At 63.2% G+C, this 24,491-nt stretch carries 20 protein-coding genes and 1 pseudogene; 6 read left to right on the top strand and 15 right to left on the bottom strand.

Translation table 11 applies throughout. The features are described from left to right. Positions 1 to 19 precede the first annotated feature (19 nt). From ACWPWO_RS08145 to ACWPWO_RS08120, 6 genes are all read right to left on the bottom strand, one after another. On the bottom strand, positions 20 to 1,063 hold the full coding sequence (locus ACWPWO_RS08145; RefSeq protein ID WP_454005834.1) for an aromatic ring-hydroxylating dioxygenase subunit alpha: 1,044 nt from the start codon (positions 1,061 to 1,063) through the stop codon (positions 20 to 22). 39 nt (positions 1,064 to 1,102) lie between these two features. Further along, on the bottom strand, positions 1,103 to 2,080 hold the full coding sequence (locus ACWPWO_RS08140; protein ID WP_454005832.1) for a PDR/VanB family oxidoreductase: 978 nt from the start codon (positions 2,078 to 2,080) through the stop codon (positions 1,103 to 1,105). A 389-nt stretch (positions 2,081 to 2,469) separates the two neighbouring features. Beyond that, positions 2,470 to 2,847 (bottom strand): DUF4148 domain-containing protein, encoded by a 378-nt coding sequence (locus ACWPWO_RS08135; RefSeq protein WP_454005830.1) that lies wholly within the window; start codon positions 2,845 to 2,847, stop codon positions 2,470 to 2,472. A 134-nt stretch (positions 2,848 to 2,981) separates the two neighbouring features. Next, positions 2,982 to 4,505: an MFS transporter gene (locus tag ACWPWO_RS08130; RefSeq protein ID WP_454005828.1), complete on the bottom strand. Its 1,524-nt coding sequence runs from the start codon at positions 4,503 to 4,505 to the stop codon at positions 2,982 to 2,984. Between the two features lie 8 nt (positions 4,506 to 4,513). Next, positions 4,514 to 5,602: an HlyD family secretion protein gene (locus ACWPWO_RS08125; protein ID WP_454005826.1), complete on the bottom strand. Its 1,089-nt coding sequence runs from the start codon at positions 5,600 to 5,602 to the stop codon at positions 4,514 to 4,516. 20 nt (positions 5,603 to 5,622) lie between these two features. After that, on the bottom strand, positions 5,623 to 7,059 hold the full coding sequence (locus ACWPWO_RS08120; protein WP_454005824.1) for an efflux transporter outer membrane subunit: 1,437 nt from the start codon (positions 7,057 to 7,059) through the stop codon (positions 5,623 to 5,625). 81 nt (positions 7,060 to 7,140) lie between these two features. On the opposite strand from ACWPWO_RS08120, the gene ACWPWO_RS08115 reads away from it, so the two are divergent. Both ACWPWO_RS08115 and ACWPWO_RS08110 read left to right on the top strand, forming a co-directional pair. After that, the gene (locus tag ACWPWO_RS08115; RefSeq protein WP_454005822.1) at positions 7,141 to 7,785 is read left to right on the top strand and encodes a TetR/AcrR family transcriptional regulator C-terminal domain-containing protein; all 645 of its coding nucleotides are present in this window, start codon (positions 7,141 to 7,143) and stop codon (positions 7,783 to 7,785) included. Positions 7,786 to 7,973: 188 nt separating this feature from the next. Continuing rightward, positions 7,974 to 8,087 (top strand): annotated as a pseudogene (locus tag ACWPWO_RS08110) (aspartate/glutamate racemase); the annotation flags it as partial. A gap of 81 nt (positions 8,088 to 8,168) precedes the next feature. Here the strand turns inward: ACWPWO_RS08110 and ACWPWO_RS08105 are convergent. Both ACWPWO_RS08105 and ACWPWO_RS08100 read right to left on the bottom strand, forming a co-directional pair. Continuing rightward, complete coding sequence (locus ACWPWO_RS08105) at positions 8,169 to 9,668, bottom strand: peptide MFS transporter (RefSeq protein ID WP_454005820.1); 1,500 nt, start codon at positions 9,666 to 9,668, stop codon at positions 8,169 to 8,171. A gap of 46 nt (positions 9,669 to 9,714) precedes the next feature. Continuing rightward, positions 9,715 to 10,878 carry an OprD family outer membrane porin gene (locus tag ACWPWO_RS08100; RefSeq protein ID WP_454005818.1) on the bottom strand — a complete coding sequence of 388 codons (1,164 nt, stop codon included), beginning with the start codon at positions 10,876 to 10,878 and terminating at the stop codon, positions 9,715 to 9,717. Between the two features lie 281 nt (positions 10,879 to 11,159). On the opposite strand from ACWPWO_RS08100, the gene ACWPWO_RS08095 reads away from it, so the two are divergent. Together ACWPWO_RS08095 and ACWPWO_RS08090 are read left to right on the top strand one after the other, a co-directional pair. Continuing rightward, positions 11,160 to 11,387 carry a hypothetical protein gene (locus tag ACWPWO_RS08095; RefSeq protein ID WP_454005816.1) on the top strand — a complete coding sequence of 76 codons (228 nt, stop codon included), beginning with the start codon at positions 11,160 to 11,162 and terminating at the stop codon, positions 11,385 to 11,387. Between the two features lie 750 nt (positions 11,388 to 12,137). Beyond that, complete coding sequence (locus ACWPWO_RS08090) at positions 12,138 to 12,656, top strand: GrpB family protein (protein ID WP_454005814.1); 519 nt, start codon at positions 12,138 to 12,140, stop codon at positions 12,654 to 12,656. Positions 12,657 to 13,009: 353 nt separating this feature from the next. Here the strand turns inward: ACWPWO_RS08090 and ACWPWO_RS08085 are convergent, their stop codons facing one another. From ACWPWO_RS08085 to guaA, 3 genes are all read right to left on the bottom strand, one after another. Then, complete coding sequence (locus ACWPWO_RS08085) at positions 13,010 to 13,216, bottom strand: hypothetical protein (protein ID WP_454005812.1); 207 nt, start codon at positions 13,214 to 13,216, stop codon at positions 13,010 to 13,012. A 162-nt stretch (positions 13,217 to 13,378) separates the two neighbouring features. Beyond that, on the bottom strand, positions 13,379 to 14,233 hold the full coding sequence (locus ACWPWO_RS08080) for a hypothetical protein (RefSeq protein WP_454005810.1): 855 nt from the start codon (positions 14,231 to 14,233) through the stop codon (positions 13,379 to 13,381). A 337-nt stretch (positions 14,234 to 14,570) separates the two neighbouring features. After that, complete coding sequence (gene guaA / locus ACWPWO_RS08075; RefSeq protein ID WP_454005808.1) at positions 14,571 to 16,157, bottom strand: glutamine-hydrolyzing GMP synthase; 1,587 nt, start codon at positions 16,155 to 16,157, stop codon at positions 14,571 to 14,573. 161 nt (positions 16,158 to 16,318) lie between these two features. Here guaA and ACWPWO_RS08070 point away from each other — a divergent pair, with 161 nt between their 5' ends. Both ACWPWO_RS08070 and ACWPWO_RS08065 read left to right on the top strand, forming a co-directional pair. Next, entirely contained in the window at positions 16,319 to 16,855 is a 537-nt protein-coding gene (locus ACWPWO_RS08070; RefSeq protein ID WP_454005806.1) for an alpha/beta fold hydrolase, read from the top strand. Next, complete coding sequence (locus ACWPWO_RS08065; protein ID WP_454005804.1) at positions 16,852 to 17,199, top strand: alpha/beta fold hydrolase; 348 nt, start codon at positions 16,852 to 16,854, stop codon at positions 17,197 to 17,199. Before ACWPWO_RS08070 ends, ACWPWO_RS08065 begins: the two co-directional genes overlap by 4 nt. 70 nt (positions 17,200 to 17,269) lie before the next feature. Here the strand turns inward: ACWPWO_RS08065 and guaB are convergent, their stop codons facing one another. From guaB to ACWPWO_RS08045, 4 genes are all read right to left on the bottom strand, one after another. After that, positions 17,270 to 18,730, bottom strand: a complete 1,461-nt coding sequence (gene guaB / locus ACWPWO_RS08060) for an IMP dehydrogenase (RefSeq protein ID WP_454005802.1) — start codon at positions 18,728 to 18,730, stop codon at positions 17,270 to 17,272. 41 nt (positions 18,731 to 18,771) lie between these two features. Further along, positions 18,772 to 22,833 carry a phosphoribosylformylglycinamidine synthase gene (gene purL / locus ACWPWO_RS08055; protein WP_454005800.1) on the bottom strand — a complete coding sequence of 1,354 codons (4,062 nt, stop codon included), beginning with the start codon at positions 22,831 to 22,833 and terminating at the stop codon, positions 18,772 to 18,774. A 205-nt stretch (positions 22,834 to 23,038) separates the two neighbouring features. Next, positions 23,039 to 23,620, bottom strand: coding sequence for a transcription elongation factor GreB (greB, locus tag ACWPWO_RS08050; RefSeq protein WP_454005798.1), 582 nt, complete (start codon positions 23,618 to 23,620; stop codon positions 23,039 to 23,041). Positions 23,621 to 23,640: 20 nt separating this feature from the next. Then, positions 23,641 to 24,489 (bottom strand): 3',5'-nucleoside bisphosphate phosphatase, encoded by an 849-nt coding sequence (locus tag ACWPWO_RS08045; protein ID WP_454005797.1) that lies wholly within the window; start codon positions 24,487 to 24,489, stop codon positions 23,641 to 23,643. Positions 24,490 to 24,491: the final 2 nt, after the last annotated feature.

The following is a 24,491-nucleotide window of genomic DNA, read 5'->3' as shown; positions in this document are numbered from 1 at the left end:
CTTCTTTTGCCGGGACGGACTATGCCCCGGCCTTGTCGGCAGCGCCCTCTTCAGCCTGCAGACGCTCTATCATTTTTCGTATGCGCGCCGGCGCATTGTCTATCCCCAGCCGGGTGTACTCGCGCACGCCGGTGCGCTCCTGCTCGCACTGGATGCGAGCCAGAATCTCGGCGTCCTCCTCGAAGGTCAGCGTCATGAAGCGCACGACATCGTCCGACACCTGCGCATCATCCGGATGATAGTTGCGCACGTGCAACCAGAAATAATGGGTCGTGGACTCTGTTTCCGGAGTCAGGAAATTGAAGCTGTAGGACCGGAAGCCCTGGTCCTTGTTGTCCTCGGTCGGCTCGACGCCGGCATCCACACAACCGAAATCGACACAGGAAACAGAAGGCAGGTGCAGATAATAGTATTGCCAGCGATCCGTCATGCCCTGGAAGTCGGCCATGCGCTCGACCAGCGGCACCGGCGGCGCATTCCTGATCCATCGATAGGCCAGTACATGAGAGTCGCCCTGCTCTATCTTGACGCCGACGTTCTCGCCGGCTGAATTACCGATGGTTTTCTTGTGCACATACGTCGTATGGGCGGGATCGACCAGGTTGTCGGTGATGTTCAGGTAGTTGGTCTTGAAATGCAGGTACTGCCCGTCCACCAGGCCCCAGCCATCCTCTTTGTAGCGAGGCACGTCGACGATGGCATGATGGTGCGCCAGGGCCGGATCGCCCATCCAGATCCAGACCGCGCCGTACTTCTCCTGCAAGGGGAAGGAGCGCACCCTGGCGGTGGGCGGGATGCTCTGCTGTCCGGGAATGCGCACGCAAGCTCCGGAACAGTCGAACTCCATGCCGTGATAGCCGCATTGCACATGATCGCCCTGCAGCTCGCCCAGCGACAAAGGCGCCAGCTTGTGCGGGCAGCGGTCCGCCAGCGCCGCGGGCGCGCCGTCCTCGCGACGGTACAGCACCACCTGCTCGCCCAGAATGGTGCGCGGCAACAGCCGACGGCCGACCTCTTTGCTCCAGGCCGCCACGTACCAGGCATTTTTTACAAAAGTCCCCATTCACGTCTCCATTTTTTAGAAAGGCAGAAAAGACCGGACTCACGCATCCAGCACCAATTCGTCGCTTCGAGCCCGGGACACGCACACGCACATCAGGCGGTCCTCTTCGCGATCGCTGTCCGACAGCGCATAGTCGCGGTGCTCGGGCGTGCCGGCCAGCACGCGCACGGCGCACACGCCGCATTCGCCGCGGCCGCAATCGAACATCGGATCGACGCCCGCCTCGACCATGGCCTCGAGAATCGACTGTCCGGCCGGCACGTCCAGCGTCAAGGCGCTGCGCTGCAGCACCACTCGGCAGGGACGATCCTGCTCGCGGGACGCCGGTGCGCCGAACAGTTCGAAATGCACGTGACTGGACGGCCACTGCAAGGCCTTGGCTGCGGCGATCACCGCATCGATGAGAGGACGCGGGCCGCATACATAGACATGCCGCCGCGCCGCCGGCTCGCCCAGGACCTGCATGACGGACAAGCCTTTGCTTGGTTCGCCCTCATCGAAGTACAAACTGGCGCGCGGGCCGCACAGCGCCTGCACGACCTCCTTGTAGGCCATGCCCTGCGGGCTGCGCGACGCATAATGCAGAACATAGGGCATGCCGCTCGAGGACAGCGCATGCGCCATCGACAGGATGGGCGTGATGCCGATTCCCCCGGCGATCAGGACCGCTTCATGCTCCTGGTCGCACAAGCCGAAGTCATTCCTGGGCAGTCCCGCCTTGAGCCTGTCCCCCACCTGAAGCGCATGCATGAAGCGCGAACCGCCGCCTCCCTGGGCCTCGAGCTTGACGGCAATCTCATACTGGCCGGACTGCCGGGTGCTGTTGATCAAGGAATAAGAACGATGCTTCACCGCGCCGCCGTCCGGCGCCACGTTCACCATGATGTGCGCCCCAGCCGCAAACACGGGCAGGGACCCGCCGTCGGCGGCGCGCAAAGTGATTGCCTTGATCTGTGCAGTCAGCGATTGAACATCGCTCACCACCAGCTCCAGCGGCCACTCAGAAAAACTGGACATGCGTTCTCCCTCGATCCGGTGCACAAGAGCGTCCGGATCCTGCTTCAAAGAAAAATCAAACTCTTGGAAAAAGCCGGCGTTCAATCAAGCGGCAGCGGTGTCTTTCATCATGGGCTCCTTGTGTTTTGCTTCTGATTCTTGTGATCAGTATAGTGAGCCGGATGCGCTGTTCATATTGGCAAATAAACAGCATAGCGCTGCAAATTTTGCAGCATTCGGAACGCGACCTGTTCTTTCGTGTGGCGACGCACGGGGCCGGCCCGCAGGCACAGCTTGCCGCAGCCTGCATAAGAAAACGCCCCGTCACTGTCGAATCGCGGACGGGGCGAAAAAGCGGCGCCCTTGGAGCCTGCGCCAAGCGGCAATGGCGCCCGGGGCGCGGCGCACCCTCAAGGTTCTACATGATGCAGCAAGCCCCGGACGCGAGCCTGTTCGAGTTCACGCAGGACCTCGTCGCGCGACTTGCCCGGCCCTTGTGAAATGACGACGGGATAGTCACTGTCCGCCACGTTCAACAGCCCTTGGGCTCGCGCTTGCTGCAGTTCGCGCTCCACCTGCTCGCGCGACTTCTCCGGCCCGCTCCGATCCAGGATCGGATAGTCGCTGTCTGTCACGGGGATCAGGCCCCGGCTGCGCGCCTGCTCGAGCTCCGCCCTCACCTGCTGACGCGTCAGACCGTCCTGGCCATCCGTGCCGGCAGCCTGTACCCAGCTCGCAGGCAGGACAAGCGCTGCCACCATGCTTGCGGCCATGATTCGTACTTTCATCTTTCAACTCCTTTTAAAAAACGCTTTCGGTCTCGGCGGCTCCAGGACGTTCCTTTCCCGCCCCAACCGTGCGCATGACAAGAAAAACAAACTAACAACGTTAGATTAAAAGCAAAAAAATAGCGGCTGACGGCTCAGGAAACCGGCGCCGCGAACGGCGGCACAATGGGATTGGGTGGCGATGCACGCAGTCCCATTGCCAGAAGCAAAGCCGTCAGGCTGGTGCAGAACACCAGGTTGAAGCCGTCGATATAGGCGATGACCTGGGACTCGCGGGCCAGGACCTGAGCAAGCTGCGCCAGTCCTGCGCCCGCCCTTTCGATCGCCAAGGGCGATCCCGCCTGCACGTGCAGGTCCAGCGAAGCCCGGCTCAGATCGCCGGCGATGCGCAGCCAGGCCGTCATCACGGTGCCCGCCAGCACCGGCGTCAAGACACGCGCCACCGGCACGTAGGCGCCCAGCGCCGCTGCATGGACCGGATCGAGATTGGTGACGAACGCCGCGATCAGACCGATGAGCATGATGCACTCCCCTACGGACTGCAGGATCAGGATTCCGACGAACTGCTCGACCCGCCAGTCATGCGAGAGCTGCGCGCCCATCCGGGCCACCAGCGCAATCACGATCAGTCCGGCCATGATCAGGAGCCGAGGCTCGATCCTGCGGCCCAGATAGACCGCAAGCGGCGTGCACGCCAGGTAGGCGGCGAACGCAATCAGGGCGGCCGTGCCCGTCTGCATGGGCTTCAACCCGCCCATCAGGCCCAGAAATGCCGGGATCAGCAGGGAGGTTGGAGTCATCAGCACGCCGAACAGGCAGGCGATGGCCAGGCAGATGCGGATGTTCCTGTTCCCCAGAGGAGCCAGGGCGCCGAACAGGGACGGATGGCGCGCCGCGCGCAGGACGGCGGCCCCGAACAGGATCAGACCGCCCGCCAGGCTGGATGCCACCAGGCGGGAATAAATCCAGCCCAGGCGCTCGGCCGGCTCCACGCCCAGGAAGATCAGCCCCAGGCCGCCGCAGAACAAGGCCATCCCGCCCCAGTCGGTCCGGCTCAAGCCGTCCTGGTCCACGGGCGCCATGGGCACCGCCTTCCAGACCAGCAAAGCGATCAATGGCCCCACACCTGCGGCGGTCCAGTAGATCCAGCGCCAGTCCAGTTCCTCGACGAACCAGGCCGACACGCCCATGCCCGCGTCCATGCCCGTCGACACCCGCAGGCTGTACGCCGCCATGACGAGCAGCCACAGTCCGGGCCGCACGCTGCGCAGCGCCAGCGAGACCGTCAAGGGCAGGTACACCCCCAGGCACAGCCCCGCAAGCAGATGCAGGGCCACCAGGGCGGGATAGTGGCGGGCGCAGAACGGTATGGCCAAGGTTGCGGCCCCCAGGACCAGGCCAGGGATGCACAGCACGCGCGCGGGCCCGATCGTCAGGGCCAGCCAGGGCACGACGGGCATGGTCAATAGCTGCGCCCCGTTCAAGGCCGTTCCCAGCCAGGCGGCTTCCAGCACGTCCAGCCCGAACTGGCCGCGCAGGTCGGGCAGCGCGGCGGAAAACAGCCTGCCCTGCAGCGTGGTGAGCACGGCGCCCAGGAAAATGGCGGCCACGGTCAGGGAGGGGCGCGCAACAGCGGCATTGGCAAGAAGACGAGGCACGCGCGCCATCATCGCCGCCCTCCCGCCGCCGCCTGCGCGAGCGAACCCTGGTAATCGGGGACCACGTCTCCCCGCGTGTCGGTACGGGTCTCGACCGGCATGCCCGGCCGCAGGCTGTCCAGTCCCTCCTGGCCCGGTTCGAGCTCGATGCGCACCGGAATCCGCTGCACGACCTTGGTGAAATTCCCCGATGCATTATCCGCGGGCAGCAGGGCCGACTTGGCGCCGCTCATGGGCGCCAGCTCCCCCACCCGGCCGCGGAAACGCCGCCCGGGCAAAGCGTCCACCGCAATCTCCACGGGCTGGCCGCGGCGCACATGAGCAAGCTGGGTTTCCTTGTAATTGGCCATCACATAGGCCTGGCCGGACGGCACGATGGACACGACCTGCGTTCCAGGCGACACCAGACCGCCCAGCTGCACATGGCGCCGGCCCAGCACGCCGTCGAACGGCGCCACCAGACGCGTATGCTCCAGCTCGCGCTGCGCCAGCTCCAGGGCCGCCTGCGCCGCCTCCACATCGGCCTGGCGCAGGCTGCGCTGGCCTTGCAGCACCTCCAGGGTCTTGCCGGCCAGCTCCAGCTGGGCCTGCGCCGCATCGCGCAGACTCACGGCATGGTCCAGTTCAGCCTGGGCGCGCTCGAACAGTTGGCGCGACAACGCGCCCTCCCGGACCAGGTCCGCCTGCCGGGCGGGATCGCGGCGATACTGGCGCACGCGCACCTGGGCGGCGCTCAGCCTGGCGCGTTCCTGGGCGACGCCGGCCTTCTGCTGAGCCAGCTCCGCATCCAGATTGTCCAGGCTGGCCTGCGCCCGGTTCAAGGACGCCCGGGCGGCGGACACTCGCGCCTGCGCGTCGCCATCGTCGATGCGCGCCACCAGCTCCCCCGCCTTCACCGGCTGATAGTCGCCTACCGGCAAGGCCCGGACGTAACCGGACACCCTCGCGCTGAGAATCGCCGCGTCCGATTCCACGAAGGCATTCTGGGTTGTCTGGACGGTGCGCCGGCTGGTCCACGCATCCCATTGGCCGGTCGCCGTCGCAACCAACGCGACCATCGCCACGCACGCCGCCCAGGGCGCCAGGCGCCGAATCATCGTCTTTCGTTCCTGCCTACTCATTCTTTTTCTCCTGCCACATCATTCGTGGCGTCAAACCCGACCCCCAATGCCCGGATCAACTCCACGCCCAGCGCGGCGGAACGGACCTTCAGGTCCAGGCTCCGGCGGCGCTCCTGCAACAGCGCATCCTGGGCGTTGAGCACGGTCAGGTAATTGCTCAGCCCTCTTTCATACTGGCGACGGGCCAGGTCGAACGCCGCCTGGCGGGCGTCCAGCGTTTCTTGCTGCGCCTGTTGCTGCGGAGCCAGGGAATCGAGCGAGACCAATTGATCAGCCACGTCCCGCACGGCGTTCAACAGTGCCCGGTTGTAGCTTTCCACTGCGGCATCCAGTTCCGCGCTGCGCGTCTTCAAACGCGCCCGCAGGCGGCCGGCATCAAAAATCGGCAGGCTGATCGCCGGCTCCACGCCGTAATGGCGGCTGCCGGCGGCCAGCCAGTCCCCCAGGCCCAGGGACAGGCCGCGTCGGGCGAGGCCGGCAAATGCGCGCAGGCTGATATTCGGATAGAAGTCCGCCTTGGCAGCCTGGGCGGACTGCGAAGCGGCCTCGACCCGCCAGCGGGCGGCCACGATGTCCGGCCGCCGGCCCACCAATTGCGCCGGCACCAGCGACGGCGCCTCATCCGCGCGCATCGTCGTCAAGATGGGTGCTGCATCAGACAGAGCGTCGACAGGCAGACCCGCCAGAGCCGCCAGGGCATGGCGCTGCAGGCGCGCCTGTTCCAGCAGGCTGCTGATGTCTCGCCGGCTGGACGCCACGTCGGCCTGCGCCTGCCGGTACTCGACATCCGTGTCCAGCCCGGCTTGCCGCCGGTGTCCCACGATCTGCACAGTCTGCTCGCGCAGCGCCAGCGCCTGCTCCGCCTGGCCCTGCGCCTCCACCAGACGGGCCAGTTCGAACCAGCCCTCCGCCAAGCGGCTGGCCAGGAGCAGCCTTGCCTCATGGACTTCCGCCTCCCGCGCCGCCGCCTCGCCCAAAGCCGCCTGGAACGCCGCGCGCTGTCCGCCCCAGAAATCAAAGCTGTGATGGATCTGGGCGCTGACGACGCCTGTGGTTCCATAAGAGCCCGCCAAAGGGGGGCCCGCATCATATTCTTGCGCGAAGCGCTTGCGCTGCACGCTGCCCGTCGCATCGAGTTGCGGTCCGCGTTCCGCCTGGGCCTGATCGGCCAGCGCGGCGGCCTGCGCCAGCCGCGCCTGCGCCATGCCCAGATCCGGACTGTGTTGCAAGGCCTGGGCAATCAACTGGTTCAGCATGGGATCCTCATAGCGCTCCCACCACTGGTCCTGCGGCCAACGGACTGCCGCCTGCCGCCGGGCGCCGAACGATTCGGCGGAATAAATGCCTTTTCGGGGGCCTTTGTCCACATCCCCCATCCCGGCGCATCCCGCCAGCATCGCGCAGAGCAGGCTGGAAAAAATGATTGGTTTCATAGCAACCTAACAGTGTTAGTTTATTTTCAAATGATACACTAACATCGTTAGATTCAAAACTCATTTTCAGGAAGGCGTTGCATGAAAGCACCCAAGATCCAACGCGACCATGTCATCCGCACAGCGCTGAATCTGCTGGACCAGGACGGGCTCGAAGGCCTGACCATGCGCAAACTGGCCCAGGCGCTGCAGGTCCAGGCCCCTTCCCTGTACTGGCACTTCAACAGCAAGCAGGCCCTGATCGACGGCATGGCCGACGCCCTGGTCGACTCGGTCGCCCGGTCCTTCCCCGACGGCCAGAACTGGGATGCGCGCGTGCGGCAGGTGGCCGGCGAACTGCGCCAGGCGCTGCTCAGGCACAGGGACGGCGCGCGGGTCTTCGCCGGGACCTATGTCGTGACGGACAATGTGCTGCGCACGGGCGAAGCCATGATCTCCGCTTTCATCCAGGCCGGCGCCGCCCCTGATCTGGCCGCCGCTTCCAGCTTCAGCGTCACCTACTTCGTGCTGGGCCTGGTCACCGAAGAGCAGGCGCTGGGCCCAGGAAGCACGCTGGACCTGGTCACACGAAAACAGGCCTTCCGGGCCTGCGCACAGGAAAAATTCCCCCAAAGCTGGACAGCCCGCGACGCCATCTTTTCCGAAGACTTCAACAGCCGCTTCACGACAGGGCTGGACCTGCTGATCAGCGGCTTCAGCCAGCGCATCGCAGAAGCGCAGCGGTAAAGATCCGCTCACATAGAAAATGCCCGCCGGCTCTTGCCGGCGGGCATTGGTTTCCAGACACGAAATCAGGCTGGCTGGCGAAATGCAGCCTGGGTCAAGCCTGTACCGTATGCCCTCCAGACAATGACGCACGGTAGTGTCCCGGCGTTTGCCCAAGCACCTTGCGAAAGGCGACACCCATATGCGTGAGGTGCACGGAAATCACGCTGCTCATCAAACCGGAGGACAGCATGCTCCCTCTGCTAGATACGACAGGGCTGCATGCCCGCGCGGCCGTCGACTTTGCCCTTCAGGGCTCCTGACGCCTGCCTCGGGTCCACGCCCTGGCCAAAGGCGGAAGAGCCCCGCCCAATGGCAGACATGCAGCAGAACCTGGCCGGGCGTCAGGAACAGACCGCCCCTGCCGGGTTGGACTCCCCTGCCGCATGCCGGGCGGAGTAGCGGGCCAGAATGGGCAGGAGCGCCACCGCCACCACGGCGCATCCCGTCGCGGCAAGGCCCAGGATATTGAACAGGCGCGTATAGATAGGCAACGTCTGCAACGGATCGGTCAAGTTCACAGGCACGTGGGCGATATTGGCGACCACGCTGCCCAGGTACTGCGCCACCCCCGTTGAAATGAAATACGCTCCCATCATGAAACCCGACATGCGCGCAGGCACATAACGGGCGATCATGGCCAGGCCCAATGCACTGACGAGGATCTCTCCCATCGTGTAGAAGAAATAGCCCGCAACCATGAGCCAGGAAGAGACCGTGCCCCCGTCCGCCAGGTGCTCGGCGGCGCCGAAGATGAAAAATCCCACGGCCACGGTTACGAAGCCCAGGAAGAACTTCACGGATATAGGCGGATCCATGTCGCGACGGGCCAGCCAGTCGTAAAGCATGGCCATGGGGGGGCTGGCGATAATGATGATGAGCGGATTCAAGGCCTGAAACTGGGCAGGCGAAAAGTTGAACAGATGCACGCCCAGAATATCGAACGCAGGCCGCACGTTATGCAGGGCGAACAGTGTCAGCGAGGTGGCCATCTGCTGGTAGAAGATGAAGAAGAAAATACTCTGCAGCGTCAGGATCAGCGCCACCGTCAATCCGGCGCGCTCAGGCCCCACAGTCTTGCGGATCATATTGCCGAAGATGAGCAGTACGATGAAGCTCGCGGTATATATGCATATGGCCGCCAGCTCGCCATGCTGCAGCACGAAGGCCACCGTGGCAACAACCACCGCGCTGCCGGCCAGTACGGCCAGCAAGGCCCAGAGACGCAGGGGCCGGGCATCGGAAGGAGAATTCACTCTGGCCAGCGTCTGTCGCATGAACGCATAATTGACCAGCCCCACCAGCAAGCCGGCCAGGCTCAGGGCAAACGCCTGGCGCCAGCCCCAACGCGCCTGTATCCATGGCGTGGCCAGCATGGACAGGGTGGACCCGACATTGACGGCCATATAATAGATCGTGAATGCACTATCCAATTTTTCGGGCGTGTCGGCGAAAATCTGGCGCACAAGGTTGCCCGCATTGGCCTTGAACAGGCCATTGCCCACGACGATGACGCCCAGGCTGACGAAGAGCGCCGTCACGCCATGCCCGCCGGCGGCAAGCAGGAAATAGCCGAGGGCCAGAACCATTGCGCCCAGAATCATGGTGCGCCGGGTGCCCAGCACCTGGTCGCCAATCCAGCCCCCAACCGCGGGCATGGCATAGACCAATGCGCCGAATACGCCCCAGGTCAGGTTGGCCTGGACATCCGGGAACCCCAGCCGGCCAACCATGAACAGCACCATCAAGGCGGCCATGCCGTAAAAACCGAAGCGCTCCCACAATTCTATGAGCCACAAGGTTGAAAAAGAACGGATTCGTGGTGAAAAGGTGGCGAACAACATCTCTCCTCCTTCTGCCTGGGGCAGGGCAAGCATCAAATGATGTGGCTTAGAAAAATTCCACCGGGACGTTGATCATCAATCGGACGGAGTCGCTGGTCGCATCCGAATAGTGCGCAGAGCCGACGTGATGCATCACGGAGAGCGCCACCGTTGACCCTTTCAGCGATGACGACTGGACGGTATAGGCGGGAATCACCCCGACTTCGTAATGGGGCCCATGCACCGGTTCGCCATTGGACCAGTACAGGTCACGCCCCGGAGTCCCAGGAGACATGCGGTACGCGGCATTGCTGGCGTCCGCTCCCCAGCCTTTCACTCCCCAGAGGGTGATGTTCAAGCCCGGCGCGCCGTAGTCCCGCATATCAATGGCATAGCGCAATTGAATGGAACGCTCGTGCGGCGCGTTGTAGTCCACGTCCATGGAGTTGGCCAGACGGATGTCGGCGGTTTCCCCCAGATAATCGAAGAACTGGTCGCTCAGTATCTGCTGGAAAGCCAGCGTCACGGCATGGGCTCTGTGGCGGGCGGTCAGCGCGAGACTGTAGGCGTCATTGCGGATGTCCCCTCCCCGCGCCTGCCCGGTGTCCTGGGTGTGGTAGTAATCCACGCGCCCCGTCCACTGCAGATCCTCGGGCTTGCCAATGCTGTGCTCAGCGCTGACATAGAACCGGTTCCACACGTCGCGGGCCTGATTGGCGCTCACGGTGAACTGGGTGTCCTTGCCAGCCTGGTAAGTGCCGCCGACATAGGAAAACCGCGAAACAGGCGCCCGGGTGTATTCCGTGGTGAGCCGTTGCAGCCTGTCCTGACCACGAGGCACGACCCTGTCGACGCTGCCCGCCGTCAGCTTCAGCCCCGGGATATCCTCGCTGACGAAAGAGCCGCCCCTGAACGTGGGAGGCAGAGCTCGATTGTCATGCGGCACCAGGTAGTGGGCATCCGCCTCGGGCAGCAACAGGCCGTACTTCAACAGGCTCTCCTTGGCGCGAGCCTGCACGTCCCATTGCCCGATATAGGCCCACCCGCGCTGTTTCCAGCTATCCGGCGAACCGGCGTGCGCCATATTCCCCGCATGCTTGTCGGCCGCGAGCGTCAGCGCGGAGAACAAGGATGCGCTGGCGGCAAACCCGATCGGCCCCGGCGTCCAGCCGGATGAAATCCACGGCCGTGCACCGAGCACCGAGGCGCTGCGTTCGGGTTGACCTTTCATGTTCAGGTAGTCGTTGTAGCTGCGCAGCTTTCAGGCCGGCGTGGCTGCCCCGGAAAAACCCAAGGTCATCGGCCGGCGGGCCGGACTCCCCTTGCGCTTGCAAGGGCAAGGCCAAGGTCAACGCCCAGAGCGCAAAAGCAAGCGCACACAGACGGCGCCGGTGAAATAAAAAGTGAAAAGGCCAGCAGTGGCTCATAAAGGCCTCCTTGCGCGACTGATCGTCCGTCACGCTTCCAAAACCGGCGGTTCACGGTAACGCCGCCGGAATTTCTGGCAAAGAAATGGCACCTGTTGACGCCAGCATTGGATTGTCATCATTTTTGATGACCATTAATCCATGGAAGGTAAATTTACTCCTAAGCCTTTTTTATGGCACTCTGGATTACCCTGACAATGCAATGCATTTTTTATTAAATGGCCAAGCTCATCAGCAAATTGAATTTTTTATTGTAAATATTGAAAATTCTTATCGCCGAAAAGCATCTAAAACCAAGACTTTCCAAATGTAAAATTTAATCGCTGTGTTAGAGCCAAAATTTAATCATCTTTGAAGATCACAAGGAAAGCCAGTCTGGATATTTTATTTTCCAGAACAAAAATTTTCGTGCTTAAAAAGTATATGGCGTGTACGTTTTTTATTATTGATCCGCCTCGGGCGATGTACCTGGGCCGCGTCGTGTTCAACACCTTGGCGCCTCCCATGCCGGGCCGTGCCAGATGCGGCCGGTCTGCAAGACACCATGCCTCCCCTTGTGTGCTTGAGCAGATTGACCTTTGCTTCAGCCGGTACTCAGCATGCAGCCCTCCGGAAGATCCGCTTGCGTATTTGTTGCACTTATTTGCATCCACAGTCACCTGGAGCGCAAAACAGCCCTATGGTATATGACAAATCTTTATTGTTAGAATTTCAAAAGCAGTAAAATGATCAATACAGATAAACTTACAATCAGCCATCCAACCACCAACACACAAAAATCAAACATTTTCGACTTTAAAAAATAATTCGAAAACTTACAATCACAACCTCAGGCAGAATCACAAAAAATTCCGCGATGTCATTTTTGAATAACCATCAAAGCCATCTAAAAATTAATTCTAGATTTACTTTTTATTCATAATCCGCACCATCCATACCAGAAAAAAATTTAATTCACTCACAAATATCAGATTTAGAATGAAAAATAACTCTAGTCGCTCAAGCTCTCTGAGCAAACACACCAAAACCGAACGAAGATCAGTTTTTATTATGAGGATCAACCATGTCGGAAATCGAAGAATCTGTACATATCCTGAGCCACAGGCCTGAATGGCGTATCCAGGCGAAAGAAGAAGCCTTTCGGATATCCAAGGAATTAGGCATGCCCGTTTCAGACATCGAGCACATTGGAAACACAGCCGTCGAAGGTTTGGCGGCCAAGCCAATCATCGACCTGATGCTGGGTGCAAGGGAACTGCCGTCCGAAAAACTCCACGCTGCGCTCGCGGCGCTGGGCTATGAATGGCTAGGCGACCTTCCTGGACGTTCGTACTTTCGCAAGAGAGGCGAGCGCGGCTTCAATGTGCATGTCGTCATGAAAGATGGCGATCACTGGAAGAACAATCTCCTGTTCCAGGATTACTTGCGTCGCAATGAAGCTGCCCGAGCACGGTACGCCCAGGCCAAGCAGGCCGCCATTTCATCCGGTCACGGCGCGCTGCTGTCTTATTCGGCCGCGAAAGAACCCACCCTGTCGTCCTTGCTGCGGGAAGCGGCGTCAGTTCACAAGAAGAACCAGTGAGCTTGCTTGTTTCGTCCAGCGCCGATTCACCGCAGCTCCAGTTTCACCAGCGAACGCTGAATCCGCAGGTAGATCACATGATCCAACCATGCCCGGAACCGATCCAGCAAAGCGTGCGGATGATATTGCTGCAGATCCATTCCGGCCTCTGATGGCGACACTCTTTCCGTTCTTGACACCAGAAACCCAGGAGACGAAAGCCTGCTGCTTGCCGGCGGGCGCCATCGCTGGACAAACTTATTCCTGAAGCAACGGCCGCCTGAGCTTTCTTTGCCCGCAGACCCTGCCCATCCGGCAGACCCGCCCTGAACACCTTCTTGGTTCAAGCCCTGAACACTCTGCCGGCGCCCCGCCTAGAACAATCTTCTCCTGCGCGGGTCGGCAGGTTCGTCCAGTTCCAGCCCAAACTGACTCAAATACCAGGTCGGCAGCGTCAGATGTGTATAAGAGGCAACAGTAGCATCGTCCAAGCGGCCCAGTGATGCGGCATTCAACGCCCCATGTGCATTATTCTGCATGTCCCGAAACAGAAACAGGCTCGATTCGACCAGTCGGCTCACCTGTTGAGCCGATCCTATAGGTAGAAGTTTATAAGTTCGTCGAACCGTGCTTACAAAGAGACCCAGCTCATTTAAAACCTGCGATGCGGCGAGCTGATTCCTTGTCTGCCTCGCTTGACGCAAGGCGTTGCCGAAACTCTCCAGAGGCTGACGAAGCCGTGTTTAAATCTCGCGCGCCACTGCTTTGCGAATATAGATCAGCATGGCGTGGGCCTGCTGCTCTTCTCTCTCTGTGACGATGTCGTGCATTGCACGTCGAGCGCTATCAACATAATCCTGTCCAAATAATATCGACATGCCTGCCAAATTCGTCTCGGACACAGACTGGAGATAAATTTTCAGCATGGACTTCTCAGCGAACAAGCTTAACAAAGACATCGCCAGCTCCTGCCCACGCTCCGAAGGGGCCTTCATCATGTCGCAAAGGCTCACTAACGGCCCATGCAGGACTTCTTGAGCCACGCACTGATCCACAGCATAGGAAATCTGCTTCAGCACCTCTAAGGCCTGCGCATTCAAGTCACGCGAAATCCGATCAATTACTATCGCTTTGGCAGTCCGATTACCCAGCACCCCGTCCCGCAGAGCATCGATATCTTCCCGCTTCAATTCGCTCAGGTAGAAAGACAAGGATTCCATTGCGCCGGGCAGATTGGCCAAATTGCCCTGTGTCAGATTGGCCAACTGTCCCAGTTCCTCGATAATTTTGCCCCGGGCTTTGGCATCGTTCGTCCGAGCCGTCAGCAGGCCCAGCATATTGCCGATGCGACGACTGTTGTCGTGGCGCTGAGTCATGTATCCGTACTGTGCCCTTACCTCAGGAGAAGCGCGGCTGAAGCGAAATTTCAGTTCGGCCAACGCATCGCGAACCTTCGGCGGCAAGCTGCGCCTGATAGGCGCCGTGCCGCCCTGCACTGGTTTGAAACGCAGATTGCCGACGGTGCCCAGAGGGCCGGGCGCAAAGCCCTGCGGCTGCAGATCTTGGACATTCGTCTGGCTGGAGGATTGAACATTCATGGCGATTTTCCTTGAAAAAGTCGGCCTCCCATGCAAACTCAGTAACGGACGAATGCCCGGTGTTCCGTCGCCAAACAAAGCCGATGCGCAAGTCTCACAGCCGTCCCCATCCGGTGAACCAAGCGACAGCATGTCGTTTCACCTTCCTGTAGAGCCTCGAACGCTCCCTGATCTTGACAAGCAACGCCGCCAACGCGAAAGGCTGGAGCGCCGCGTCCGCAGACATGTCCTCACGGCACACCCGCCAGCGGCCACCAGACTTCTCCAAACAAAAAAGCCCTGAAAAAACAGGGCTTTAAAAAAATTGGCAAATGCGGTGTTACTGCCAGCCGCTAAATCACTCCCACTCAATCGTTGCCGGCGGTTTGCTGGACACGTCGTAGGTGACGCGGTTGATGCCGCGCACTTCGTTGATGATGCGACCGGATACGCGCTTGAGCAGCGAGTATGGCAGTTCGGCCCAGTCGGCGGTCATGAAGTCGGAGGTCTGCACGGCGCGCAGGGCCACGACGTAGTCGTAGGTGCGGCCGTCGCCCATGACGCCCACGGACTTGACGGGCAGGAAGACGGCAAAGGCCTGGGAAGTCAGTTCGTACCAGCTCTTGCCCGTTTCGGGATCGATGGTGCTGTTCAGCTCTTCGATGAAGATGGCGTCGGCGCGGCGCAGCAGGTCGGCATATTCGCTCTTGACTTCGCCCAGGATGCGCACGCCCAGGCCCGGGCCGGGGAACGGGTGGCGGTAGACCATGCCGTGCGGCAGACCCAGGGCCACGCCCAGCTTGCGCACTTCGTCCTTGAACAGTTCGCGCAGGGGCTCCAGCAGCTTCAGGTTCAGGGTATCGGGCAGGCCGCCCACGTTGTGGTGCGACTTGATGGCCACGGCCTTGCCGGTCTTGGAGGCGGCCGATTCGATGACGTCCGGATAGATGGTGCCTTGCGCCAGCCAGCGGGCGGAAGTGAGCTTGCCGGCTTCTTCCTGGAAGATCTCCACGAATTCGCGACCGATGATCTTGCGCTTGGCCTCGGGGTCGGTGACGCCGGCCAGGTGACCCATGAAGCGATCGGTGGCGTCCACGTGGATGACCTTGACGCCCAGGTTGTCGGCGAAGGTCTTCATGACTTGCTGCGCTTCGTTCAGGCGCAGCAGACCGTGATCCACGAACACGCAGGTGAGCTGGTCGCCGATGGCGCGATGGATCAGCGCGGCGGCCACCGAGGAGTCCACGCCGCCGGACAGGCCCAGGATGACTTCGTCCGAGCCAACCTGTTCGCGGATGCGGGCGACGGCCTCTTCCACGTAGTCGGGCATGTTCCAGTCGCCGACGCAGCCGCAGATGTCGCGCACGAAACGCTGGAACAGGGCCTGGCCCTGGACGGTATGGGTGACTTCGGGGTGGAACTGCACGCCGTAGAAACCGCGTTCTTCATCGGCCATGCCGGCGATCGGGCAGCTGGGCGTGGAAGCCATGAGCTTGAAGCCGGCGGGCAGATCCGTGACCTTGTCGCCGTGGCTCATCCAGACCTTGAGCATGCCGTGGCCCTGCTCCGTGGTGAAGTCCTGGATGCCGTCCAGCAGGCGGGTGTGGCCGTGGGCGCGGACTTCGGCGTAGCCGAATTCGCGGTGGTCCGAAAAGGACACGGTGCCGCCCAGTTGCATGGCCATGGCCTGCATGCCGTAGCAGATGCCCAGCACCGGCACACCGGCCTTGAACACCGAGGCGGGCACCTTCAGGGATTCTTCGGCGTAGGCCGAAGCGTGGCTGCCCGACAGGATGATGCCCTTGAGCCCTTCCTGACTGGCGATGAATTCGTCCGACACGTCGCCGGGATGAATTTCGCAATACACGCCGGCTTCGCGCACGCGGCGCGCGATGAGCTGGGTGACTTGGGAGCCGTAATCGAGGATCAGGATTCGCTGGTGCATGAAAATTTCGAGCCAATAAGAAAGCGGTAAAGGATCTATTTTACGCTGTGTCGCGTCGCTTAGGGAGGAGCAGGACCGCAGCGGGAGCAAAATGTCCCGCCCGGCTGGCATTCGTGCGGCAAGGCGGATACAGTACATGCAGCCACATAGGGAGTTCCAGTATGTCTTCGAGTCGTACCCCACACCTGACCGGCCCCATCGATCAGACCGACACCGCGCAGGCCAGCGGCCAGCAGGGCGGCGGATCCATCGCCCCTTCCTCGCGGCGCCACAGCCTGCCGCACGCCTTCTCCTACGATTGCGACACCCAGGTCGACGACGCCCCTTCCAGCCACGCCTTCGTGCTGGTGCACGGCGCCTGGCACGGTGGCTGGTGCTGGTCGCGGGTCGCCGCCCGGCTCCAGGCCCAGGGCCACAAGGTCTACACTCCTACCCTGACCGGCCTGGGCGAACGCAGCCACCTGCTCAGTTCCAACATCACGCTGGACACCTTCGTTGACGACGTGGCCAATCTGCTGCGCTGGGAGGAACTGTGCAATGTGGTGCTGGTGGGCCACAGCTTCGGCGGCCTGGTCATCAGCGGCGTGGCGGACGTGCTGCCGCGCTGCCTGCGCCAATTGGTCTACCTGGACCCTTCATCCTGCCCAGCGGCACCAGCACCTTCGACACCCTGCCCCCCAAAGTGGTGGAAAGCATGACGGCCTCGGCCGCCAAAAGCGTCATCCCCGCCGTGCCCCCTCCCCCGCTCAACGCCCTGGGCCTGCACGCCACCGAAGACCTGCACTTCGTGGGCCACAGGCTGACGCCCCAGCCGCTCAGCGTCTACCGCTCGGCGCTGCGCCTGCAGAATCCCATGATAGGCAATTCCCGCCCCTGCGCCTATGTCTCCTGCACCCAGCCGCCCTTCAAGGCCGTGGACACCTCCCGGGAATGGGCGCGACAGCAAAAAGACTGGGACTTCCGCGAACTGGACAGCGGGCACAGCGCCATGATCACGCACCCCGACCAGGTGGCCCGGCTCCTGCTGGAACTGGCGGACTGAACCATAGGCCACAGAAGAAAACCGCCGGCAACAAGGCCGGCGGTTTCTGGCATGCAAGAGACTGTGAAGATCAGTCGGCGCGGTAGTTCGGCGCTTCCTTGGTGATCTGCACGTCGTGGACGTGGGATTCACGCACGCCGGCGGCGGTGATTTCCACGAACTCGGCCTTGGCGTGCAGTTCCTCGATAGACTTGCAGCCGCAATAGCCCATGGAGGCGCGCACGCCGCCCACCAGCTGATAGATGATGGCGATGACGCTGCCCTTGTAGGGGACTCGGCCTTCGATGCCTTCGGGGACCAGCTTGTCGGCGTTGTTGGAGGGATCCTGGAAGTAGCGGTCGGCCGAGCCGTCCACCATGGCGCCCAGGCTTCCCATGCCGCGATAGGACTTGTAGGAACGGCCCTGGAACAGCACGACTTCGCCGGGGGATTCTTCCGTGCCGGCGAACATGCCGCCCATCATGCAGGCGGACGCGCCGGCGGCCAGGGCCTTGGACACGTCGCCCGAAAAGCGGATGCCGCCGTCGGCGATCAGGGGCACGCCCGTGCCTTCCAGCGCCTTGGCCACATCGGCGATGGCGGTGATCTGGGGCACGCCCACGCCGGCCACGATGCGGGTGGTGCAGATGGACCCTGGGCCGATGCCGACCTTGACGCAGTCCGCGCCGGCTTCAACCAGAGCGCGCGCCGCTTCGGCCGTGGCGATGTTGCCGCCGATGACCTGGATGCGGGGGAAATTCTTCTTGACCCAGCGCACGCGTTCGATCACGCCGCGCGACTGGCCATGCGCGGTGTCGACCACGACCGCATCGACGCCGGCGGCCGCCAGTTTTTCGACGCGTTCCTCGGTGCCTTCGCCCACCCCCACCGCCGCGCCGACGCGCAGCTGGCCCTGGGCATCCTTGCTGGCCAGTGGGTGCTCCGTGTTCTTGACGATGTCCTTGACGGTGGCCAGGCCGCGCAGCTGGAACTGATCGTTGACGATCAGGACGCGCTCCAGGCGGTGGCGATGCATCAGGGCCTGGGCTTCTTCCAGCGTAGCGCCTTCACGCATGGTGACCAGGCGCTCCTGCGGCGTCATGACGTCGCGCAGCGGCAGGTCCAGGCGGTCTTCGAAACGCAGGTCGCGGTTGGTGACGATGCCCACCACCTTGCCGCCTTCGACCACGGGCAGGCCGGAGATGCCATGCTGGCGCTGCAGCGCGATGGCGTCGCGCACCTTCATGGTGGGCGTGACCGTGACCGGATCGATGACGATGCCGAACTCGTGGCGCTTGACGCGGGCCACTTCACGGGCCTGGGCGTCGGCGGACAGGTTCTTGTGGATGATCCCGATGCCGCCTTCCTGGGCCATGGCGATGGCCAGGCGCGATTCAGTGACGGTATCCATGGCGGCGGACACGAGCGGGATGTTCAGGGTGATGTCCCGCGTGAAGCGGGTGACCAGGGATGTATCGCGAGGCAGAACCTCGGAGTAAGCAGGAACCAACAACACATCGTCGAAGGTCAGTGCTTTCTTGATGAGACGCATGCTTTTTACTCCGTCCAAAAATGGATTATACGCGCAAGCATTTAAGCAATCCAGACCCGAGCGTTGCGGAACATCCGCATCCAGGGAGTAAAGCCGCCATTGGCCATCTGGTCGGCGCCGCGATCGGCCTCGCCCCAGCTGGCGGGCGTCCAGGACATCATGACGTTGCGGGTGACCCGCTCAGGGTGCGGCATCATGATGGTGAAGCGGCCGTCGGCCGTGGTGACGCCGGCCAGGCCGTCAGGGCTGCCGTTGGGGTTCAGAGGGTACTGCTCCGTGCGGCGGCCGTGATGGTCCACGAAATGGACGGCGCCGTGCACGCGGGACGCATCGCCCTGGCGCTGGAAGTTGGCAAAACCTTCGCCGTGGGCGACGGCCACCGGCAGGCGCGTGCCTTCCATGCCCCGGAAGAAGATGGACGGCGATGCGGCGATCTCCAGGGTGGAGAAGCGCGCCTCGTATTTTTCCGACTGGTTGCGCGTGAAGCGCGGCCAGAAGTCAGCGCCGGGAATCATGGGCGCCAGGGCCGCCATCATCTGGCAGCCATTGCACACGCCCAGGGCGAAGGTGTCCTGACGGCCGAAGAAGGCGGCGAACTGGTCGGACAGCTGCGTATTGAAGCGGATGGTCTTGGCCCAGCCCTCGCCGGCGCCCAGCACGTCGCCATAGCTGAAGCCGCCCACGGCCACCAGGCCCTGCATGCGCTCCAGCGACACGCGGCCGGACAGAAGGTCCGTCATGTGCACGTCCACGGCCTCGAAGCCCGCGGTGTCGAAGGCCCAGGCCATTTCCACCTGGCTGTTGCAGCCCTGCTCGCGCAGGATGGCCACGCGCGGGCGCTTGCCGGTGGCGATGAAGGGAGCGGCGATGTCTTCCTGAGGATTGAAGGCCACGCGCGGCGAGATGCCGGGATCCTGGGCGTCCTGCCAGCGGTCGAACTCGGCCTGGGCGCAGGCGGGATTGTCGCGCAGCGCCATGATGCGGCGGCTGACTTCGCTCCACTGCTGCGCCAGCTCCACGCGGGACGCCTGGTAGATGCAGGCGCCGTCGCGATAGAACTCGATCTGGTCGGAACCGTTCAGGCCGCCGATGACGTGCGAATGGGCCGACAGGCCGGCCTCGCGCAGCGCCTGCATGACCGCGTCGCGCTGAGCCAGCGGCACCTGGATGACGGCGCCGGCTTCTTCATTGAACAAGGCGCGCAGCGTGATCTCGTCGCGCTGCACGGATAGCTGCTCGGGACGGATCTTGTAGTCGCCCCAGTCGGCGGCGTGCGGATCGATGGTCAGCATATCCAGGTTGATGGATACGCCGGTGCGGCCCGCGAATGCCATTTCCGCCACGGTGGCCGCCAGGCCGCCGTCGGAGCGGTCGTGGTAGGCCAGGATACGGCCCTGGTCCGCCAGCTGGCGCACGGTCTTGACGAAGGCCAGCATGGCCTGGGCGTCCTGCATGTCGGGCACGGACTGGCCCACCTGGTTGAAGGCGTGCGCCAGCACGGAGGCGCCCATGCGCTGGCGGCCCTGGCCCAGGTCGATCAGGATCAGGACGGTGTCGCCCTGGTCGGTCCTGAGCTGCGGGGTGAGGGTGCGGCGCACGTCGGCCACCTGGGCGAAGGCGGTGACGATCAAGGATACGGGCGCGATGACCTGGCGGGACTGTCCGTCCTGCTCCCAGGTGGTGCGCATGGACAGGGAATCCTTGCCCACGGGAATGGAGAGGCCCAGTTGCTGGCACCACTGGCTGACCGCCTGCACGGTATCGAACAGGGCGGCGTCCTGGCCGTCCACGCCGCAGGCGGCCATCCAGTTGGCGGACAGCTTGACGTCCTTCAGGTCGCGCACGTCGCTGGCGACCAGATTGGTCAGGGCTTCGGCCACGGCCATGCGGCCGGAGGCGGCGGCATCGATCATGGCGCTGGGGGTGCGCTCGCCCATGGACATGGCTTCGCCGCGCACGCCCTCGAAATCGGCCAGGGTGACGGCGCAGTCGGCCACCGGCACCTGCCATGGGCCGACCATCTGGTCGCGGCTGCACATGCCGCCCACGGTGCGGTCCCCGATGGTGATCAGGAAACTCTTGTTGGCGACCGTGGGATGGCGCAGCACGCGCTGCATGGCCTCTTCCAGCTTGATGACGGTCAGGTCCAGCGGCTCCTGCACGCCGTCGCGGCGCTGCACGTCGCGCTCCATGCGCGGCGCCTTGCCCAGGATGACGTCCATGGGCACGTCCACGGGCCGCTCGTCCACGCTCTTGGGCGTATGGTCGGCATCCACGCCGGGCAGGCGCTCGCCGAAGGTCACGCGCAGCTGGCGTTCCTCGGTGGCCACGCCGACGACGGCGTAAGGGCAGCGTTCGCGCTTGGCGATGCGGTCGAAGCGGTCCAGGTCCTGGGGCAGGATGGCCAGCACATAGCGCTCCTGCGATTCGTTGGACCAGATTTCAGCAGGCGACAGGCCCGATTCCTCCAGCGGCACGCGCGTCAGCTCGAAAATGGCGCCGCGCTTGGCATCGTTGGCCAGTTCGGGGAAGGCATTGGCCAGCCCGCCCGCGCCCACGTCGTGGATGGCGATGATGGGGTTGTGTTCGCCCTGCTGCCAGCAGCGGTCTATGACTTCCTGCGCGCGACGCTCCATCTCGGGGTTGCCGCGCTGCACGGAATCAAAGTCCAGTTCGGCGCGATTGGCGCCCACGCTCATGCTGGAGGCCGCGCCCCCGCCCATGCCGATGCGCATGCCGGGACCGCCCAGCTGGATCAGCAAGGCGCCCACGGGCAAAGGATCCTTGTGCGTGAGGCGGTCATCGATGTAGCCCAGGCCGCCGGCGATCATGATGGGCTTGTGGTAGCCCCAGCGCTGCTGCGCGGCGGTCTGCTCGAAGGTGCGGAAGTAGCCCAGCAGGTTGGGACGGCCGAATTCTTTGTTTAAGGCCGCGCCGCCGATGGGGCCGTCGATCATGATGTCCAGCGGCTTGGCGATGCGCTCGGGGATGCCGTGAGAGTCGCCTTCCCAGGGTTCCGGATTGTCCGGGAAGCACAGATTGGAGACGGTGAAGCCCGTCAGGCCGGCCTTGGGCTTGGAGCCTCGGCCCGTGGCGCCCTCGTCGCGGATCTCGCCGCCCGCGCCGGTGGAGGCGCCGGGGAACGGCGCGATGGCCGTAGGGTGGTTGTGCGTCTCCACTTTCATCAGCGTGTGCACCAGGGCCTGGTGGCGCTGGTAGACAGGTTCGTCGGCCTGGTCGCTGATGCCCGCATGGAACAGGCTGGCCTGGCCGCCCGTCATGATGGCGGCGTTGTCCGCATAGGCCACCACGGTATTTTCCGGCTGGGCGGCGTGGGTTTCGCGGATCATGCCGAACAAGGTCTTGTCCTGGCGCTGGCCGTCGATCACCCATTGGGCGTTGAAGATCTTGTGGCGGCAGTGCTCGCTGTTGGCCTGCGCGAACATCATCAGTTCCACGTCGTGCGGATTGCGGCCCAGACGCGTGAAGGCGTCCATCAGATAATCGATCTCGTCGTCCGACAGAGCCAGGCCCATGCTGTCGTTGGCCTCGCGCAAGGCGGCGACGCCCCCTCCCAGCAGGTCCACGGACTGGATGGGCTTGCCGGGCAACTCGGCGAACAGCGCCTGGCCGTCGAACTGCTGCCCCACCACGGTCTCGGTCATGCGGTCGTGCAACAGGGCCGCGATCTGCTCCAGCTGGACCTGGTCCAGCTCCTTGGCGCCGAGCAGGCCGCGCTTGGGCGTGATCAGGTAGCGCACGCCGCGCTCGATGCGGCGCACCGCCGCCAGCCCGCAGTTGTGAGCGATGTCCGTGGCCTTGCTCGCCCAGGGGGACACCGTGCCCAGCCGAGGCACCACGCGCAGCACCAGGTCGCCCTTGGGCGGCTCGGGGCTGAGCACCTGCTGGCCGTCGTCGAGCAGGTCGCTCAGCTGCTGGCGCGCCGTCGCATCCAGGCCAGACTCGTCGATCCAGACGTAATATTCGTGCAGGGCGCGGATGTCGGCGACAGGCAGCTGCAACTGTTCGATGCGTTCAAGCAGGCGCTCGCGACGAAAGGCGGAGAGCACGGACGAACCGGGGAAGTACAGAATTTGGCTCACGATACGGGAGGGGCAAAAAAGAAGGAAAGATAAGTAAACACATCATTTTACCCGGAAGCGACCGGCTCGGTCCAAAAGCAAAATGGCGTGCGCGAAAAAGAAAAATCAATGGCCTTGCGGCCGACGCGTTACTCGCTTGGGCGCCTGCATGCGCCTCGGAACAGCCTGCTGCGGGACGGCCGGCAAGGCCGTCCCATACCCAGGCTCATTCATCGGGATCGGGGTCCGGGGCCGGGTCGGGATAGATGACTTCGAGGATATCCAGCTCTTTCTTGCCGCCGGGCGTGCGCAGCACCACGGTGTCGCCTTCGCGCGCCTTGATCAGGGCCCGGGCGACGGGCGAGATCCAGCTGATGCGGCCCTGCAGGGGCTCGGCCTCGTCCACGCCCACGATGGTGACGCGGAACTCCTCGCCCTGGCTGTCGCTGTAGAGCACCGTGGCGCCGAAGAAGACCTGGTCGCGGTTGGGCTGCAGGCCCGGATCGACCACTTCGGCGATCTCCAGGCGCTTGGTCAGGAAGCGGATGCGGCGGTCGATTTCACGCAAGCGCTTCTTGCCGTACAGGTAGTCGCCGTTTTCGGAACGGTCGCCGTTGGACGCGGCCCAGGACACGATCTGCACCACGTCGGGCCGCTCCTTGTTCATCAGCTGCATCAGTTCGGCCCGCAGGCGACGGTAGCCCTGCACGGTCATGTAGTTCTTGGTACCCGCGGGCAAGGCGCTGGCCTGGGGTTCCAGGTCCTCGTCGTCGTCCCGGTCGGATTCTTTCACAAAAGCTTTGTTCATCGTGATTTCCTGCCTTCGAGCTAGAGCCATTCCTGCCATACGGGAGTCAGCCCGGACGGCAAGGGCGGCAAGCCGCCCAGATCGATGAGTCCTTCGCCAGGGCCGTGGAAATCGGACCCGCAGGACACCTGGAAGCCGTAGCTGCGCGCCACCTGGGCATACAGGCCGTATTCCCGAGGGGAATGGCTGCCCGTCAAGACCTCTATCCCGACCCCGCCCAGTTCCAGGAACTGGGTGTACAGGGCGTGATAGCGGGTGTCGTCGAATTCATAGCGCCCCGGATGAGCGATGACGGCCTTGCCGCCGGCCTGCAGGATCCAGTCCACCGCCTGCGCCAGGCTGGCCCACCGGGTGGGCACGAAGGCCGGCTTGCCCTCGCCCAGGTAGCGCCGGAACGCTTCGCCCAGATCAGCGCAGTGCCCTTGCTGCACCAGAAAGCGCGCAAAATGGGTACGGCTGATCAGTTCGGGGTTCCCGGCAAAGGGCAAGGCGCCCTCGTAGGCATTCTCGAAGCCCAGGGCGGCCAGGCGCTCGCTCATGGCGCGAGCGCGGGTCTGCCGTCCGGCGCGCATGTCGCTCAACCCGTCCCGCAGCGTCTCGTTGTCCGGATCTATCCCCAGGCCCACGATGTGCACCGTCTGGCCGGCCCAGGTCACGGAGATCTCCACCCCGTCCACAAAACGCATGCCCAGAGCCCGGGCGTGTTCGCGCGCCGGTTTCAGGCCCGCGATCTCGTCGTGATCGGTCAGGGACCAAAGGCGCACCCCGTTGGCATGGGCGCGCTCGGCCAGTTCAGCGGGGGTGAGCAGGCCATCCGAAAACACGGAATGGCAATGCAGGTCAACCGGCAGACGGGCCTGGGCGTGCATAA

This window comes from Alcaligenes sp. Marseille-Q7550 (assembly GCF_965112015.1).
Note: the sequence above shows the minus strand (reverse complement) of the source record. Positions and strands in the feature narration are given on the sequence as shown.